Source organism: Amycolatopsis sp. NPDC114503, assembly GCF_055633655.1.
In genome coordinates this window covers 42,158-57,902 of sequence record NZ_JBVKDT010000008.1, presented here as the reverse complement: position 1 = coordinate 57,902, position 15,745 = coordinate 42,158, and the positions used below count along the sequence as shown (strand labels likewise).

Genomic DNA, 15,745 nt, shown 5'->3' with positions numbered 1-15,745 from the left:
AGCGAAAAAGCTGTGCCATTTCTGAAACGTCCGCCGATAACCGATCCGCGTGCCGACTCTTGCTCAGCGGGTTTAGTCCGCGCAGCGGCTCGCCCTGAGAAAAATCGGAGGACCAGTGAAGAGACACCTCGTGCGACGAGGCGGCCTGCTCGCCGCTGTCGTGGCGAGCATCGCCCTGGCCGGAGCCGCTCCGGCCAGCGCCGCTCCCGGCGACGGGTCGGCCTACGGCGTCGACGTCAACGTCACGCTGCTGGGCCAGCCCGCGGTGCACCTCGGCCCGCTCGCGGCCGCGAACACCAACGGCCCGACGGAAAGCACCGCGGTCTCCGCGAACGTGCCCGGCGTGCTGACCACCGGCGTGATCAAGACGTCCGCCGTGCGCGACGACAACTCCGGCGCGGTCACGGCGAAGGCGTCCGTCGCCGACGTCGGGCTGCCGCTGCTCAAGGCCGCCGCCGGCGATGTCGGCGTCAAGGCGGTCGAAGCCGTCTGCACCGCCACCCAGGAAGGCGTCAAGGGCAGCAGCACGCTGGTCGGCGCGAACCTCGGCAGCCTCGGCAAGGTCGACGCCACCCCGGCGGCGAACACCGAGCTGAAGGTCCAGGTCGGCCCGCTGCACGTGGCGACGCTGATCCTGAACGAGCAGATCAAGAACAAGGACGGCAGCCTGACCGTCAACGCCCTGCACCTCAAGCTGCTCGGCGGCGACGCGCTGGGCGCGCTCGGCTCGGGCGACGTGATCCTGTCGTCGGCGACCTGCGGTCCGGCCGCTCCGCCGATGCCGCTCGCCTCGGGCGCAGGCATGTGGATCGGCTTCGGCGTGCTCGCCGCCGTCGCAGTGCCGGTCGGCCTGCGCTTCACCCGGCGACGCGCGGCTGCCTGACCCGGTGAGGTGATGGATCGATGTACAAGATGCCTGGCGCCGGGGTCGGCGTGGCCGGTGGCGGGGTGGGCACCCTCGCCGCCACCGGCGCCGACGTCGGCTGGTGGCTCGCGGTCGGCATCGCGCTGGTGATCCTCGGGATCGCCGCGCTGATCGCCGTCCGCCGCCGGAATCGGCGGTTCTCCCGCCTGGACGGCTGAAGAATCCGGGCTGCCGGCGTGATCCCGCCGGCAGCCCGGATTTCCGGGACACTCGAAAGGGTGAAAACGTTGGACGTGATGCTGCTGGCCGGGACTCGGCCGGAGGCGGTGAAACTCGCGCCGCTCGCGCTGGCCCTCGACGCCCTCCCCGGGCTGCGGCCGCTCGTCGTGCACAGCGGACAGCACCAGGGCATGGTCGAGCAGGCGCTGGCCCCGTTCGAGGTGACGATCGACGCGTGGCTCGACGTGCCGCCGCGAGTGTCCGGCACACAGGCGGAACTAGTCTCCGGCCTGCTGCCCGCGCTCGACGCCGCGCTGCGCCGGTACCAACCGTCGGCGGTCGTCGTGCAAGGCGACACGACTACCGGTCTGGCCGGCGCGCTCGCCGCGTTCTGGCTCGGAATCCCGGTGGTGCACCTCGAAGCCGGACTGCGCACGCACGACCTGGCGTCGCCGTTCCCCGAGGAGGGAACGCGGCAGATGATCTCGCGGATCGCAGCGCTGCACCTGGTTCCGACCGCGGCTGCGGGCGCGGCGTTGCTGGCCGAGGGTGTGCCGTCGGAGCGGATCACCCGCACTGGCAACACCGTCGTCGACGCGGTGCTCGCGGTGGCGGCGCGTGATTTGCCCGCCCGTGATCCGGCGCTTGCCTTGCTGGAGATGGGAATCGCCGAAGCGGGCGAGCAGTTGGTGCTGGTCACGTCGCACCGCCGCGAGTCGTGGGGCGAGCCGTTGACGCGCACGCTGACCGCGGTGCGTCAGATCGTCGACGCCCATCCGCGCGTGCAGGTGCTGTTCCCGGTGCATCCGAATCCGGCCGTGCGGGAGCAGGTCCAGGAAGTCCTGGGCGGGGTCGCGCGGGTGACCGTCACCGAGCCGTTGGAATACCCGGATCTCGTGCGCGCGCTGCGGCTGGCGTCGCTCGTGCTGACGGATTCCGGTGGGATCCAGGAGGAAGCGCCGACGTTCGGTACGCCAGTGCTGGTGCTGCGCGACACGACGGAACGCCCGGAAGCCGTCGAAGCCGGTTGCGCTTGGCTGGTCGGCACCGATACGGAGCTGATCACCGAGACCGCTTCGCGCATCCTTCGCGGGGAGATCAGCGCTGCCGCGTCAGCGAATCCTTATGGGAACGGTTCCGCTGCGGCCCGGTCAGCTTCGGCGATTGAGGCGCTGCTGGGGGTGCCTGTTGGTGCTGCCGCTCTCGTGAGTCCTAAAGGGACACAATGTTGACCGGCAGGCCCGGGTTCGCCGAGAAGTCCAACGGTGCCACTGCCCGGCCGGCCGCCACCACGTGCGCGCCCAACGCGGCGATCATCGCGCCGTTGTCCGTGCACAACCGCGGCCGCGGCACGCGCAGCTCGATCCCCGCCTCCGCGCAGCGCTCCGCCGCCAGCTCCGAAAGCCGCGAATTCGCCGCTACACCACCGGAAATCACCAAGGTGCCGATGTTCTGTTCGCGCGCGGCACGGATCGCCTTCGCGGTGAGGACGTCCGCGACCGCCTCCTGAAACGACGCAGCGACGTCGTTCACCGGCACGGCGTCACCAGCGCGCTCGGCGTTCTCCACCCAGCGCGCCACGGCCGTTTTCAAGCCAGAGAAGGAAAAGTCGAACTTCGCGTCGCGCGGACCGGTCATCCCGCGCGGGAACGCGATCGCCTTCGGATTACCCTGCTTGGCCGCCTTGTCGATCGGCGGCCCGCCCGGGTACGGCAGGTCCAGCACACGCGCGACCTTGTCGTACGCCTCGCCCGCCGCGTCATCCACAGTGGACCCGAGCTCGGTGATGCTCGACGCGATGTCGTCCACTCGCAATAGTTGCGTGTGGCCGCCGGAAACCAGCAACGCCAGCACCGGCGTCGGCAACGGGCCGTGCTGCAACGTGTCCACCGCGATGTGCCCGGCAAGGTGATTCACGCCGTACAGCGGCACATCCAGCGCGGTCGCATACGCTTTCGCCGCCGACACGCCCACCAGCAACGCACCAGCGAGCCCCGGCCCGGCCGTCACCGCGATCGCGTCCACATCGGACAGTTTCAGCCCGGCAGTGGCGAACGCGCGCTCCGCCGTCGGCACCATCGCCTCGAGATGCGCGCGGCTGGCAACCTCGGGCACGACCCCGCCGAAGCGAGCGTGCTGGTCCACACTGGACGCGACCTCGTCGGCGAGCAGCTCGACCGTGCCGTCGTCGTGCAGCCGGACGAGGCCGACTCCAGTCTCGTCGCAGGAGCTTTCGATGCCCATGATGACGCGCGCCATCAGCCGGCCACCTCGTCTCGTGCCGGGGCCTGCGCGGGGCGGGCCATGGTGAACGCGTCAGCACCGGAAGGCTGGTAATACCGCTTCCGGATGCCAAGTTTTTGAAAACCGTGCGCCTCATACAGCTTCACGGCGGGGTCGTTGTCCGTCCGCACTTCGAGGAAGACCGCAGCGTGCAGCTCGTCAGCGCGCGTCAGCAAGGCACGCAGCAGCGCCTTGCCGATGCCCTGCCCCTGCGCCTCCGGCACGACGCCGATCGTGTGCACGCTCGCTTCGTAGTCACCGCGTCGCCCGACCACCGCGAGGCCCGCGTACCCGAGCAGGGTCTTCCCGTCATCCGACCGCGCGGCCAGGTAGTAATGCCCCTGGTCAAGCTCAGAATGGAAGGCGCGCGCACTCCACGGATCGTCGCCGGGAAAGAGGATCTCCTCGATCTCCGCGCACCTCGCGACGTCAGCGCGACGCAACTGGTCGAGCTTCACAGCGCGGTCACCCTCTTGCGCGCCGCAGGCTCAACAGCGTCCGGACGGCGCAGATACAGCGGTGTCAACGGCTCCGGCTCCGCGCGCTCGAGAAGCGCCGTACGCGCCACGCGCACCAACCCGGCCGGCGACGGAAACCGCGGCTCGATCGGCACCACACCCACCGCCGCTGCGTACTGCAACGCACCGTCGCCCGCCGCGACGCGAATGTCGGTTTCGATGTCCGCAGGCCGCTGTACGTGAGGACCGTCAGTGCGCGCGCCCGAAGCGTCGTACGCAGCCCAGTAGACCTCGCGACGCCGCGCGTCCGTGAAGACGAGGAAGGGCTTCTCCGTACGCACCACGTCCGCGGCGATCGCGTCGAGACTGCACACCGGGTACGCCGGGATGCCGAGCGCGTGCGCGTACGCAGCTGCCGTGGCCATGCCAGCTCGCAGTCCGGTGAAGGGCCCAGGCCCGACGCCGCACACGATCGCGTCGAGTTCGCGGAGCGTGACCCCAGCCTCTTCCGCAGCCGCGAGCGCATGCGGGGCGATCAGCTCGCCGTGCGCCCGAGGATCCACCGTGATCCGGTCCGCCCGAGTGACGAGCTCAGCCTCGTCGACGGCGACGATGCCCGCAGTCACCGCCGGAGTAGCCGTGTCGATCGCCAATACCAGCACGATTTCCCAGGATAGCTCTGGTCCGAAGGAGACCGGGGAGCGGGCGGGCGGGTTTGGCGGGTCGGGGAAGATACGTTCCGTGATGAAGCTGCCTCTCACGGCCTTGCTCGGCGGAATGCTGCTTTTGGCTGGCTGTTCGGCCGCTCCAGCTCCAGTGACGGAGTCTTCTGCGCCCGAGGTTCCTCAGGTGCCACCGCCGCTCAACGTGCGGAAATACGAACAAGACCCTTGTGCTCTGCTCCCGGAGGCCGCGGAGGTCTTCGACGCGGTACGCAACCGCAGAACCGCAGGCTCCACCATCCCGGCCTGCATCTGGAACGACAGCAAGAACAGCTCCCTGACCATCGGCTTCGTCCCGGCACAAGGCGGCCTCTCCGCCCTCGGCCAAAACCGGAGCGGCGCCGGCTACTTCGAACCGGCCCCCTCGATCAACGGATACCCGGCGGTTTTCACCAACGTCGTCGACAACCGGTCGGAAGGCGGCTGCCAAGTGGCGGTGGGTGTCCAGCCCGAAGAGGTGTTCACCAGTTCAGTCGTCCTCCTCCCCCGGTCCCCGTCCTACGCCGACCCGTGTTCGGTCGCACTCAAAGCAGCTCAGGCGGTCGTCGCCACCCTCAGGGCGAACTCCTGACCCCTGCCCGGCTTGGGGGATTTTGTCCACACGCGGAACCTCGACCGATTAAGCTCAGTCAGAGCATCGGCAGTCGCCGCCGGGAGCGAGGGGGAGCGTCATCGTGGGCAACGGGGAGTCGTCCGGCAACAGCCAGCCGGTGGACGGGCGCGCGGGGTACGTCGACCCGGAAGAGCAGGCCAAACGCGACCGCCAGGACAAGCAGTTCGGCGAAGCGATGAACTCCAACGGCGTGCACGTCTACCAGCAGCGCGCGGCCGAGGACGCGAAGGTGAACGCAGCCGCGGCGGGCGGCGGGTTCAACATGGACGTCGACGCGATGCGGAAGCTGCAGCCTAAGTGGCAGGAGATCGCGGACAAGCTCAGCGACGCGACCCAGCTGGCCACTCAGCTCCAAACTGTGCAGAAACCAGCCAATGACGACGCCAGCGGCCTGCAAAAACAAGCTGCCGACCGGCACGCCGCGGCCTACCTGGCCAGCCTCCAGCAACAGCTCAAGTACGCCCAGAGCTACGCCGATCAGCTGAAGAACGCCATCGCGAAGTACGAAGGTCAAGATCACGCCAACACGGCCAGCCTTCGTAAGCAAGGATGACCCGGTGAAACCGATCGCCACTGCTGCGAGCGCTGCCGGCGTCCTGCTCCTCGCCCTTACCGCGTGTTCCTCGCCGAACGGCGGCCAGCCTGCTCCGGCGTCGTCGAACCCACCCGCCTCGTCCAGCAACGCCGCGTCAGACGTACCCAAGGTGGCGAACCCGCTCGACGTCGCGAAATACGAGCAGGATCCCTGCTCGGTTCTCAGCCAGGCTCAGGCGACGCAAACGTTCAACGCGGTCCGCAACCGCAAAGTCGCGGGCAACGTCGCCCCGGTCTGCAACTGGAACGACAGCGAAAACAGCTCCCTGGCCATCGGGCTCCTCCCTGGGCAGGGCGGACTCGCGACCGTCTACCAAAACCGGAGCAGCACCGGCTACTTCGAGCAGGCCCCTTCGATCGACGGCTACCCGGCGGTATTCACCAACGTCCTCGACAACCGTTCGGACGGCGGCTGTCAGGTAGCTGTCGGCGTTCGCGCCGACGAGGCATTCACCAGTTCAGTCATCCTCTTCAAACAGTCGCCGTCCTACGGCGACCCGTGTTCGGTCGCGCTCAAAGCAGCCGGAGCGGCTTTAGCCACGATCAAGGCGGGTGCGTGATGGGAACGGCTTACACTCCTCAGCAAATTGTCGATCTGGTCAAGAACGGAAGCGGCTCCGGCGGCATGTTCGCCGGCGGGGGCACGAGCAGCCAGCTTTCGCAATTGCACCAAGACATCGCCAACGAAATGCGCCAGCTGCAGGGCTCGATGAGCGAATACTGGCAAGGAGACGCCGCCGGTCAGGCGTATACCGGGGCCGGGCCGTTGGTCCAGGCCAGCCAAGTCAGCGGCCAGCACTTGCAGCAAGCCCAGGACCTGTACCAAGGCCAGGGCGAGTCCTTCAACACCCTGCAGTCCAAAGTCCAGTCAGTCGGCGACGTCGGCAACAAACCGGCAGGCGACTGGGTTTCCGGAACCCCTCTCTCGTTCCTCTCGAACCGGCAGGACGAGATTGACGAATGGAACCGGAAAGCTCAGGCGGTCACCGAAAGCTACGACGCTTACCACCAGCAGTCGACGGACAATTCGAGCCGCTGGGCAGACCCGTCCCAATACGGTCAACTCGCCATGCCCTCCGCCGGCGGTGACTTCACCGTCACCCAGCCCGGCGGCACCGGCACCGCGCATCTGCCCACTCACTACACCCCGGGCGGCACCGGCGGCACCGCTGGCACGTACTCCGAGGGCGGCTACGTCGGAGGCGACAACACCAGCAGCACCGGCGGCAACACCAGCCACCGCGACCACACCAACGATCGCACTGGGCCGCCGGGAGTGACGCCTCCTTCGGAGACCCACCGGTGGGATCCGGGTCCCTACACGCCGCCGACCGGTAATCCGCCGGAGCCGGGCCGCCACGTTCCGCCGCACGGCAACCCGCCGGACGACACCCGGACGTCCAGCTACGTTCCGCCGGACCTGACGAGCACCAACAACCCCAACACCACCAGCAACCCCAACTCCTGGTCGTACAACAGCAGCAACCCCAACCTCAACGGCGGTGGCAGCAGCAGTCTGTACACCCCGGGGTTGCCGGGAACCGGCGGCGGCGACGTGAGCGGCCGAGGCGGCAGCGCGGGCGGAAACGGCAACGCGGGCAACAACGTCGGCCGAGGAGCGGGTACCGGCACCGGGCCCTTCAGCAACGCCGAGGCCGCCGGGCGAGGCGGAGCAGCAGCCGGAGCCAACGGTCGCGCGGGGGCGTCGGGCATGGGTGCGGGTGCGATGGGCCGCGGGCAGAAGGGCGAGGGGGAAGACGACCTCGTCCACGAGACCGCCGACTACCTGGTCGAACAAGACCCGGACGCGGCGCTCATCGGGGACCTTCCCAAGGCGGTTCCGCCGGTGATCGGGCTCTGACGGATGCTCGTGCTCGCCCGCGAGGTGGTGCTCCCTGCCGATTGCCTTCCCGTCGCGGCGGAGCTGGCTGGGGTTTCGCTCCCGGCGGCGCTCTCGCCTGAACCGATCTGGCGCGACCCCGAGGAGGCGCACGCGTATCGCGAAGCCGCGGTGAACGCCATGGCGGACCAGGGCGTCTGGGGTCGCGGCGGTCCGGACGAGACGTTCGTCCGGACCATGACCGTGTTGTGCCGGGGTGCCAGTGAGTTGTCGGCGACCGTCGAGAGCGGACGGGATCGGCGGTATCGGCTGGTCGTCGCGGCATTGAACAAAGACGCGGTGCTCGCCTGCCACATGCCCTCGACCAGCACGGTCGTGTTGCGCCCGGCTCGGCCGGAGGCGCTGGCGGAGGACTTGATCCGGGAGCTGCCGCGCGTCCGGCCCGCGGAAGGGCAGGCGGTGTCGGTGCCGGAATCGGCGTTGAATCTGGCGATCGACGGCGGGCCAGCCAGGCAGGACGTGCGGCATTTGCTCGACGTCGCGGCGTTGCCCCGCGTCGGTGGCGGGCAGATCACCGCAGCGGTCCGCGACGGGCTTGGCGGGCGGCGGATCAGCGGGCGCGACATCTGCACGTATTACGACACCGAGCACGGCCGCTACCTGTTCTCGTTCTCCGAAACCGACGGCGGCGAGCGATACGTGAACGTCGCACCGGCCCGGCACGAAACGATGGTCCAACGGGTGCGCGCGCTGCTCGATAATCTCGCCTGAGCCTGGGTACCCCTGACAATCAGGAGCTGTGAATCGCGTCGCAGGTGGCGACCGCCACAAGGCGGTACGGTGCGGTTCCAGGTGCCGGTGACGCAGGAGGTCCGCGAAGTGCCCGATCCGCTGTTCCCCGCAGTCGCCGCCGGATCCAGCAAGGAAGCACTGCGCTTCGGCGACCGAAAACTCACCTACGCCGAACTCGGCGCGGTCGCCGGGGCGCTGGCCGCCGAGCTGCCCCGAGACCGCCGGGTCGCGGTCTGGGCGGCGCCGACGCTGCACACCAGCGTCGCGGTGGTCGCCGCGCTGCTCGCCGGGGTTCCGGTGGTACCGCTCAACCCCAAGATCGGCGAACGCGAACTCGGGCACATCCTCGCCGACAGCGAGCCCGCGCTGGTGCTCGCCGAACCCGGCGTCGAACTGCCCGCCGCGCTCGGCCTGCCGCGTCGCGACATTCCGCTGGAGGGCAACGGGAAACCGCCGGCCGGCGAACCGGACTCCGAAGCTCCCGCGTTCATCGTCTACACCTCCGGCACGACCGGCCCGCCCAAAGGCGTTGTGCTGCCCCGCCGGGCGATCGCGACCACGCTCGACGCGCTTGAGGACGCTTGGCAGTGGACCGCCGACGACGTGCTCGTCCATGGCCTCCCGTTGTTCCACGTGCACGGCTTGATCCTGGGCATCCTCGGCCCGCTGCGTCGCGGCGGAACGGTGCGTCACCTGGGACGGTTTTCCCTCGAAGGCGTCACGGAAGAACTCGCGAACGGCGCGACGATGCTGTTCGGCGTCCCGACGATGTACCACCGGATCGCCGAAGCGGTCGCGACCGACGAAGGCCTCGCCGACGCGCTCAAGTCCGCGCGGCTGCTGGTCTCCGGCTCGGCCGCGCTGCCGGTGCACGACCACCAGCGGATCACCGCCGCGACCGGACAGCAGGTCGTGGAGCGCTACGGCATGACCGAGACCCTGATGAACACCAGCGTCCGCGCCGACGGCGAGCGCAAGCCGGGCTCGGTGGGCGTCCCGCTCGCCGGGGTCGACCTGCGGCTGGTCGACGAGGCAGGCGCCGAGATCAGCGAGCCCGACGCGGTCGGCGAGATCCAGGTCCGCGGGCCGAATCTGTTCACCGAATACCTCAACCGGCCGGACGCGACGGCCGCCGCGCTCGACGGCGGCTGGTTCCGCACCGGCGACATGGCCACGCGCGACCCCGACGGCTACGTCCGGATCGTCGGCCGCAAGGCCACCGACCTGATCAAGAGCGGCGGCTACAAGATCGGCGCGGGCGAGATCGAGAACGCGCTGCTGGAACACCCGAAGGTCGCCGAGGCGGCGGTGACCGGCGAACCGGACGACGACCTCGGCGAGCGCATCGTCGCCTGGGTCGTGCCGGACGGCGAACGCCCGGCGCTCGAAGAACTCGCCGACCACGTGTCGAAACTGCTCGCTCCGCACAAGCGGCCGCGCGTCGTGCGGTACCTGGATGCGTTGCCGCGCAACGACATGGGCAAGGTCATGAAGCGAGCGCTGGGATGAACACCACCGCGCGCGAGCTGCTTGCCGCCATCTCCGCCGGGTTCACCGACCTGTCCCTCCCCGACGCTCCGGCGGACGATCCGCTCGGCTGGCCGGGGTATCCGGAGGCCAGGGCGGCAGCCGCCGCGCGCACCGGCGAGAACGAATCTGTGGTCGTCGGAGAGGCCCGGATCGGCGACGTGCCGACGGTGCTGATCGCCTGGGAGTTCGGGTTCCTCGGCGGTTCGATCGGACAGCAGACCGGTGACCGTGTCGAAGCCGCCTTCGCGCACGCGAAAGAGCGTGGACTGCCGGTGGTTTCGCTGGTCGCGACTGGCGGCAGCCGGATGCAGCACGGCATGCGCGCGCTTTCCCAGCTCCAACGAATCGCGCGCGCGTCTGCGGACGCGCGCGCGGCTGGTGTCCCGCAGATTTCCGTTTTGCGCAACCCGTCCACCGGCGGCGGCTGGGCGACGCTCGGTGCCGGTTCCGACGTCGTGTTGGGACTGCCAGACGCGCAAGTGGGCTTCGCGGGCTCTCGCGTACGGCCTGCGACGTCGCCCGCGGAGGCGTACACCGTCGAAGCGAAGCTGGAATGGGGTCAGGTCGACCGTCTCGTTGAGACAGCCGAGCTGGGTGACGTGCTCGCGCGATGGCTACAGCTGTTGGCTTCGCCGTCGACAGAACCCGCGCCGCCGCCTAACGCCCGTCGCGACGCCGCACTGCCCGAAACCGGCTGGGAAGCCGTACGGACGGCGCGCGCTTCTTCGCGAGCGCGCGCACCCGAGTACCTCGACGCGTACTTCGACTGGCGAGAGAACATTCAAGGCGACCGTGCTGGTCACGTCGACGAAGGCGTCCAATGTGGCTTCGGCTGGCGAGAAGGACGCGCGATCGCGTACGCAGCACAGTGCGGCACCGCGACGCGTCCGGCAGGCTTTCGCACTGCAGCACGACTCGTCCGGCTGGCGTCCCGGCTAGGGATTCCGGTGCTGACGCTTGTGGACACTCCCGGCGCGGCAAACGACGCGGAAGCGGAAGAAGGCGGCGTCGGACCAGCGATCGCGGAACTCTTCGAGGCGATCGCCACCGCCGAGGTGCCGGTCACCACGCTGGTGATCGGCGAAGGCGGTTCCGGTGGCGCGCTGGCTTTTGCCGCACCGGGCACTACCTGGATCGCCCCGGACGCCTACTTCTCGGTCACTTCTCCGGAAGCGGCGGCGGCGATCCTGAAGCGCCCGATGACCGATGTGCCGGCCGTGGCCGACCAGCTGCGATTGCGTCCGCAGGATCTGGTCGGCCTCGGCCTGGCAGTCGGAATTGTCGAACCCTAGAGCGCTGGAGCCCTAGAGTCCTGACGGGTCACGCCTCGACGGCGCGGACCCGCCACTTGCGCTGCGCGTAGGACGCGAGGGTGGCCGCTACAGCGACTCCCGCGGTTGCACAGCTTGCGATGGCCACGAATACTGCCGTCATTGCGGCTCCTCCTCACGGGGTGCGCGCGTCACAAAGCCGTCGGCGAATCCGGGTGATCCGCTGGCCGACGCGTGCGAGTTGATGGGGGTTTTTACAGGTATCTACCTGCTATAACGCATGGTCCCCGGTCTGCGTTACCTCCGCTACCCCCGAGCGGGAGTGAGACGTGTCACGTTAGGCTTTGGACCGCTCGCGGTAGGTGATGTCAGGGGCTCTGCGCAGTGAGTCCTGAAAACGCGAAGGGAGCGATGTGACAGAGGCAGCAGACGGGAGGGGGCCGTCGGGCGGCGCCACCGTCACGGACGACGCGACAATGCGCCGGGCGGTCGGCGCGGCCGCGGTCGGCAACATCACCGAGTGGTTCGATTTCGGGGTCTACGGCTACCTCTCCACCACCATCGAGGCGCAGTTCTTCCCGCCCGGCAATCCCGCGCTGGCCCAGCTCGCGACCTTCGCGACCTTCGCGGTGGCGTTCCTGGTGCGTCCGCTCGGCGGCCTGTTCTTCGGCCCGCTCGGCGACAAGATCGGCCGGACCAAGGTCCTCGCGGTGACCGTGATCCTGATGGCGACCGGCACCTTCCTCATCGGACTGATCCCGTCGTACTCCTCGATCGGGCTGGCCGCGCCGATCCTGCTGGTCTGCGCACGGGTCCTGCAGGGCTTCTCGACCGGCGGCGAATACGCGGGCGCGATGACGTTCATCGCCGAGTACAGCCCGGACCGCCGCCGCGGCTACTTCGGCAGCTTCCTGGAGTTCGGCACCTTCATCGGGTACGCGCTGGGCGCGACCGTCTCGTCGGTGCTGCCGCTGGTGTCGACCCCGGCCTTCATGGACACCTGGGGCTGGCGGATCCCGTTCATGGTGGCGCTGCCGCTCGGCATCGTCGGCGTCTACCTGCGGACGAAGCTCGAGGAGACGCCCGCGTTCCAGCAGCTGCTCGACGAATCCGGCAAGCGCGAGGACGCCGAGTCCAAGCACGTGGTCCGCACGATCTTCGCGAAGTACTGGCCGACGATGCTGCTGGCCGGCGGGCTCGTGGTGACCTGGAACGTCACCAACTACATGCTCACCAGCTACATGCCGACCTACCTCAAGGACGACCGCACGATGTCCGCGAACGGCGGGCAGGCCATCTCGGCCACTGCGGCGGAGTGGCTGCAGATCGGCGTGCTGTGGCTGGGCGTGCTGCTGATCCCGTTCCTCGGCAAGCTCAGCGACAAGTACGGTCGCAAGCCGATCCTGTGGGTCGGCGCGGGCGGGCTGATCGTGCTCGGCCTTCCGATGGTGCTGCTGCTCAAGAGCGGGTCGCTGATCTCGGTGCTGCTCGGCCTTGTCCTGATGGGACTGCTGCTGATCTGCTTCTCCTCGACCTGCCCGTCCACGCTGCCCGCGCTGTTCCCGACCGAGGTCCGGTACGGCGGGTTGTCGATTTCGTTCAACATCTTCGTGTCGGCGTTCGCCGGGACGGTGTCGCTGGTGATGAGCGCGCTGGTGCTGGCGACCGGGGATCTCAAGTGGCCCGGGTACTACCTGATGATCGCCGGGGTGGTCGGCGTGATCACGCTGCTGAAGCTGAAGGAGACCGCGCGGAAGCCGTTGCCTGGCTCGGCTCCTTCGCTGTCCACCAGCGAGGAAGCCACGGCCGGGCGGTAATCGCCTAACAAGTCGTGAAGGGCCCCTTGATCTCTCAAGGGGCCCTTCACGGCGTTCAGGCCGCTTTCAGCTCGTCGACCCGGTCGGTCCAAGATCCGTGCGGTTCCAGCACCACGGTCCGGGTGTCGTCGTCATGGCGGGTCAGCCGGACCACCAGGTGGTCTTCCGACAGCCGCTCCGCACTGCCCTCGCCCCACTCGACCACGACCGCGGACGATTCCAGGTCAGTGTCCAGATCGAGGTCGTCCAACTGGGACAGATCGCCGCCGAGCCGGTACGCGTCCACGTGGATCAACGGGACCCCGGCTGCCCCTGCGGCGTGCACTCGCGCCAGCACGAACGTCGGCGAACTGACCCGCCCGCCGACGCCGAGGCCGTCCGCGATCCCGCGGGTCAGCGTCGTCTTCCCGGCCCCGAGCGGACCGTCCAGCAGCACCAGATCGCCCGCGCGCAGTGCCGCGCCCAGCGTCCGCCCGAAGGCCATCGTGTCCTCGGGGGTTTCCAGAATCACCTTGTCCACCACCAGTTTCGCCGGTTCGGCGCGGCGCTGCCACCACAGCGCTGCAGCAGGTCGATGAGATGGCTGTTCACCAGCTCGGGCTGTTCGAGCTGCACCATGTGCCCGGCTCCGCGCACGCGCACCAGCTCGGCGTCCGGCAGCTCGGCGGCGATCCGCTCGGCGTGCGCGAACGGCGTGAAACGGTCCGAGTCGCCGCCGATGACCAGTACCTGTGCGTGTTTCAGCCCGGCCAGTACAGCGTAGCGATTGTGGCTGCCGAGGGTGTCGACGAAGTTGATCAGCCCGCGTACCGGCGTCACAGCCAGCATTTCCAGCATGAAGTCGACCAGGCGCGGCGAGACGTCGCGGCTGCCGAACGCGAGACGTCGCACTGCCTGCCGGGTCAGCTGACCGCCCGCCGCGCGCACGAACTCCACCAACCCGGGTTGCCATCCGGCCAGCTCGCCGACGCCGCGCGTGAGCGGGTTGTACTTGGACAGCAACGGCCTCGGCAACCCGCGCGCGCCGACTTCGCCCGCAGCGGTCGCGATGAAGGCGACGCCGCATACGCGGTCCTCGAAGAGGTCTGGCCGTTGCGCGGCCAGCTCCATGATCACCATGCCGCCCATGGAATGTCCCATGAGGACGATCGGTCCTTCGGGCACCATCGCGCGCAGCACGCTGTCGAGGTCGTGCGCGAGCTGTTCGATGGTCGACGTCTCGGTGGACGCTTCTCCGGACAGACCGTGGCCGCGATGGTCGAAGTAGACCTGTCGTACGCGCGGCAGTCGCAGCGAAGCGACGTCGCGGCGTTGGAAGTGCCACGAGAGCCGCGAAAGCGCGAAGCCGTGTACGCCGACGAGAGTCAGCTCCGGCTTTTCGCCGTCCTCAGGGTCGATTTCCTCGACCGACAGCGGTGTGCCGTCTTCAGCGGCGACAGTGGACGTACGGTCCGGCTTCAGCTCGCCTAACGGTTCGTCGGCGAAGGGGTCTTCGGTCGGTTTGCGTTGCTGCGTCGCGACAACTGCCGCAGCCGCGCCCGTCACCACTGCTCCGACTCCGCCGACGATCGCCCACAGCCGCGTCGAAGGAGTCACGCCCGCTCCCCCACGTAGCGGCGCTGTACGCGCGGCCGATACATCGAGGTGACGATCTCGTAGTCGATCGTGCCGAGCTTGTCCGCCCATTCGCGCGCCGTCGGCTCTCCGGAGCCGCCCGGCCCGAACAGCACGACCTCGTCGCCGACGCGAGGCACGTCCTCGTTGCCGACGTTCACCACGAGCTGGTCCATGCAGATCCGCCCGACGACCGGACGCCGACGCCCGCCCAGCCAGACGTCCATCCGGCCGGACAGCGTGCGCGGCACCCCGTCGGCGTATCCGGCGGGCACGAGCGCGAGCGTGGTGTCCTCCTGCGCGGTCCAGGTGTGGCCGTAGGAGACGGATTCCCCGGCCGCCAGCGGCTTCGTGAGGACCACAGTGGAGCGGAACGTCATCGCCGGGCGCAGGTCGTCGTCGGTGGGCACTGGGTTGAGGCCGTACATCGCGATGCCCGGGCGGACCAGATCGAAGTGCAGGTCGGGCCGGGTGAGCGTGGCCGCAGAGTTGGCCAGGTGCCGGATCGGGTCGAGGCCGGCCGCGCGGGCCGCGTCGTACGCCTCGGAGAACAGCTTCGCCTGCGCGTCGATCGACGCGTGTCCCAGCTCGTCGGCGCAGGCCAGGTGCGACCAGATGGCCACTACCTCGACGCCGCGCGCCTTGGCCGCCGCCTCGACCAGCGCGGGCCAGTCGGCGGGCGGACAGCCGTTGCGCGACAGACCGGTGTCGATTTTGAGGTGTACCCGGGCGCGTTTTCCAGCGCGCTCCGCCGCGGCGTCGACCCGGGCCAGCTCACCGAGGGAGCTGACGCCGAGGTCGATGTCCGCCTCGATGCCGGGCGTGAAATCCAGCTCCGGCACGTCCAGCCAGCTGAACAGCCGCACCGACAGTCCGGCGGCCCGCAGGTCGAGGCCTTCCTGCAGCGAGCAGGTGCCGAGCCAGGTGGCCCCGGCTTCGACTGCGGCGCGGCCTACCGGAACCGCGCCGTGGCCGTACGCGTCGCCTTTGACCACGCACATCACGGCCGCACCGGGTGCCCGGGCGGCCAGCAAGGAAACGTTGTGGCGCACTGCGCCGAGATCGACCACGGTCTCGGCGTGCGGAGAACTGGCAGTCATAACGACTGCCAGTTTCCCACGTCATCG

At 69.1% G+C, this 15,745-nt stretch carries 17 protein-coding genes; 11 read left to right on the top strand and 6 right to left on the bottom strand.

What is annotated here, in order from left to right:
- The first annotated feature begins 115 nt into the window (after nucleotides 1–115).
- The 3 genes from ACZ7OI_RS31145 (at nucleotide 116) to wecB (ending at nucleotide 2,316) form a co-directional block, all read left to right on the top strand.
- Nucleotides 116–883, top strand: a complete 768-nt coding sequence (locus tag ACZ7OI_RS31145; RefSeq protein WP_470267678.1) for a choice-of-anchor P family protein — start codon at nucleotides 116–118, stop codon at nucleotides 881–883.
- A 20-nt stretch (nucleotides 884–903) separates the two neighbouring features.
- Complete coding sequence (locus ACZ7OI_RS31140) at nucleotides 904–1,083, top strand: LPXTG cell wall anchor domain-containing protein (RefSeq protein ID WP_344270349.1); 180 nt, start codon at nucleotides 904–906, stop codon at nucleotides 1,081–1,083.
- Nucleotides 1,084–1,152: 69 nt separating this feature from the next.
- A complete protein-coding gene (gene wecB, locus ACZ7OI_RS31135; protein WP_470268040.1) occupies nucleotides 1,153–2,316 on the top strand; it encodes a non-hydrolyzing UDP-N-acetylglucosamine 2-epimerase in 1,164 nt (387 codons plus the stop codon).
- Here the strand turns inward: wecB and tsaD are convergent.
- The 3 genes from tsaD to tsaB are packed head-to-tail and all read right to left on the bottom strand — an operon-like array spanning nucleotide 2,297 to nucleotide 4,487.
- Nucleotides 2,297–3,343, bottom strand: a complete 1,047-nt coding sequence (tsaD, locus tag ACZ7OI_RS31130; RefSeq protein WP_470267677.1) for a tRNA (adenosine(37)-N6)-threonylcarbamoyltransferase complex transferase subunit TsaD — start codon at nucleotides 3,341–3,343, stop codon at nucleotides 2,297–2,299. The genes wecB and tsaD overlap by 20 nt on opposite strands.
- Nucleotides 3,343–3,825 (bottom strand): ribosomal protein S18-alanine N-acetyltransferase, encoded by a 483-nt coding sequence (rimI, locus tag ACZ7OI_RS31125; RefSeq protein WP_470267676.1) that lies wholly within the window; start codon nucleotides 3,823–3,825, stop codon nucleotides 3,343–3,345. Before rimI ends, tsaD begins: the two co-directional genes overlap by 1 nt.
- Nucleotides 3,822–4,487, bottom strand: a complete 666-nt coding sequence (tsaB, locus tag ACZ7OI_RS31120; protein WP_470267675.1) for a tRNA (adenosine(37)-N6)-threonylcarbamoyltransferase complex dimerization subunit type 1 TsaB — start codon at nucleotides 4,485–4,487, stop codon at nucleotides 3,822–3,824. Before tsaB ends, rimI begins: the two co-directional genes overlap by 4 nt.
- On the opposite strand from tsaB, the gene ACZ7OI_RS31115 reads away from it, so the two are divergent.
- From ACZ7OI_RS31115 to ACZ7OI_RS31080, 8 genes are all read left to right on the top strand, one after another.
- The gene (locus tag ACZ7OI_RS31115) at nucleotides 4,465–5,118 is read left to right on the top strand and encodes a DUF3558 domain-containing protein (protein WP_470267674.1); all 654 of its coding nucleotides are present in this window, start codon (nucleotides 4,465–4,467) and stop codon (nucleotides 5,116–5,118) included. The two genes, tsaB and ACZ7OI_RS31115, sit on opposite strands and share 23 nt — an antisense overlap.
- Nucleotides 5,119–5,221: 103 nt before the next feature.
- Nucleotides 5,222–5,713, top strand: coding sequence for a hypothetical protein (locus ACZ7OI_RS31110; protein ID WP_470267673.1), 492 nt, complete (start codon nucleotides 5,222–5,224; stop codon nucleotides 5,711–5,713).
- A gap of 4 nt (nucleotides 5,714–5,717) precedes the next feature.
- Nucleotides 5,718–6,314, top strand: a complete 597-nt coding sequence (locus tag ACZ7OI_RS31105) for a DUF3558 domain-containing protein (protein WP_470267672.1) — start codon at nucleotides 5,718–5,720, stop codon at nucleotides 6,312–6,314.
- Entirely contained in the window at nucleotides 6,314–7,615 is a 1,302-nt protein-coding gene (locus ACZ7OI_RS31100) for a WXG100 family type VII secretion target (protein WP_470267671.1), read from the top strand. Before ACZ7OI_RS31105 ends, ACZ7OI_RS31100 begins: the two co-directional genes overlap by 1 nt.
- Before the next feature lie 3 nt (nucleotides 7,616–7,618).
- Nucleotides 7,619–8,365 carry an ESX secretion-associated protein EspG gene (locus ACZ7OI_RS31095; protein WP_470267670.1) on the top strand — a complete coding sequence of 249 codons (747 nt, stop codon included), beginning with the start codon at nucleotides 7,619–7,621 and terminating at the stop codon, nucleotides 8,363–8,365.
- Between the two features lie 108 nt (nucleotides 8,366–8,473).
- Nucleotides 8,474–9,895, top strand: a complete 1,422-nt coding sequence (locus tag ACZ7OI_RS31090) for an acyl-CoA synthetase (RefSeq protein ID WP_470268039.1) — start codon at nucleotides 8,474–8,476, stop codon at nucleotides 9,893–9,895.
- Nucleotides 9,892–11,208 carry a carboxyl transferase domain-containing protein gene (locus ACZ7OI_RS31085; RefSeq protein ID WP_470267669.1) on the top strand — a complete coding sequence of 439 codons (1,317 nt, stop codon included), beginning with the start codon at nucleotides 9,892–9,894 and terminating at the stop codon, nucleotides 11,206–11,208. The genes ACZ7OI_RS31090 and ACZ7OI_RS31085 overlap by 4 nt, the downstream gene beginning before the upstream one ends.
- A gap of 392 nt (nucleotides 11,209–11,600) precedes the next feature.
- Entirely contained in the window at nucleotides 11,601–13,004 is a 1,404-nt protein-coding gene (locus ACZ7OI_RS31080; protein WP_470267668.1) for an MFS transporter, read from the top strand.
- A gap of 55 nt (nucleotides 13,005–13,059) precedes the next feature.
- Here ACZ7OI_RS31080 and tsaE read toward each other — a convergent pair whose 3' ends face one another.
- From tsaE to alr, 3 genes are read right to left on the bottom strand one after another with little or no spacing between them, the layout of a single operon-like run.
- Nucleotides 13,060–13,515 carry a tRNA (adenosine(37)-N6)-threonylcarbamoyltransferase complex ATPase subunit type 1 TsaE gene (tsaE, locus tag ACZ7OI_RS31075; protein ID WP_470267667.1) on the bottom strand — a complete coding sequence of 152 codons (456 nt, stop codon included), beginning with the start codon at nucleotides 13,513–13,515 and terminating at the stop codon, nucleotides 13,060–13,062.
- A complete protein-coding gene (locus tag ACZ7OI_RS31070; protein WP_470267666.1) occupies nucleotides 13,512–14,600 on the bottom strand; it encodes an alpha/beta fold hydrolase in 1,089 nt (362 codons plus the stop codon). Before ACZ7OI_RS31070 ends, tsaE begins: the two co-directional genes overlap by 4 nt.
- The gene (gene alr, locus ACZ7OI_RS31065) at nucleotides 14,597–15,718 is read right to left on the bottom strand and encodes an alanine racemase (RefSeq protein ID WP_470267665.1); all 1,122 of its coding nucleotides are present in this window, start codon (nucleotides 15,716–15,718) and stop codon (nucleotides 14,597–14,599) included. Before alr ends, ACZ7OI_RS31070 begins: the two co-directional genes overlap by 4 nt.
- Nucleotides 15,719–15,745 lie beyond the last annotated feature (27 nt).

Bases quoted from the DNA above. Each gene is read 5' to 3' on its own strand.
- alr (WP_470267665.1), bottom strand. From the start codon at position 15,718: ATGACTGCCAGTTCTCCGCACGCCGAGACCGTGGTCGATCTCGGCGCA.
- ACZ7OI_RS31085 (WP_470267669.1), top strand. From the start codon at position 9,892: ATGAACACCACCGCGCGCGAGCTGCTTGCCGCCATCTCCGCCGGGTTC.
- ACZ7OI_RS31095 (WP_470267670.1), top strand. From the start codon at position 7,619: ATGCTCGTGCTCGCCCGCGAGGTGGTGCTCCCTGCCGATTGCCTTCCC.
- tsaD (WP_470267677.1), bottom strand. From the start codon at position 3,343: ATGGCGCGCGTCATCATGGGCATCGAAAGCTCCTGCGACGAGACTGGA.
- ACZ7OI_RS31140 (WP_344270349.1), top strand. From the start codon at position 904: ATGTACAAGATGCCTGGCGCCGGGGTCGGCGTGGCCGGTGGCGGGGTG.
- ACZ7OI_RS31100 (WP_470267671.1), top strand. From the start codon at position 6,314: ATGGGAACGGCTTACACTCCTCAGCAAATTGTCGATCTGGTCAAGAAC.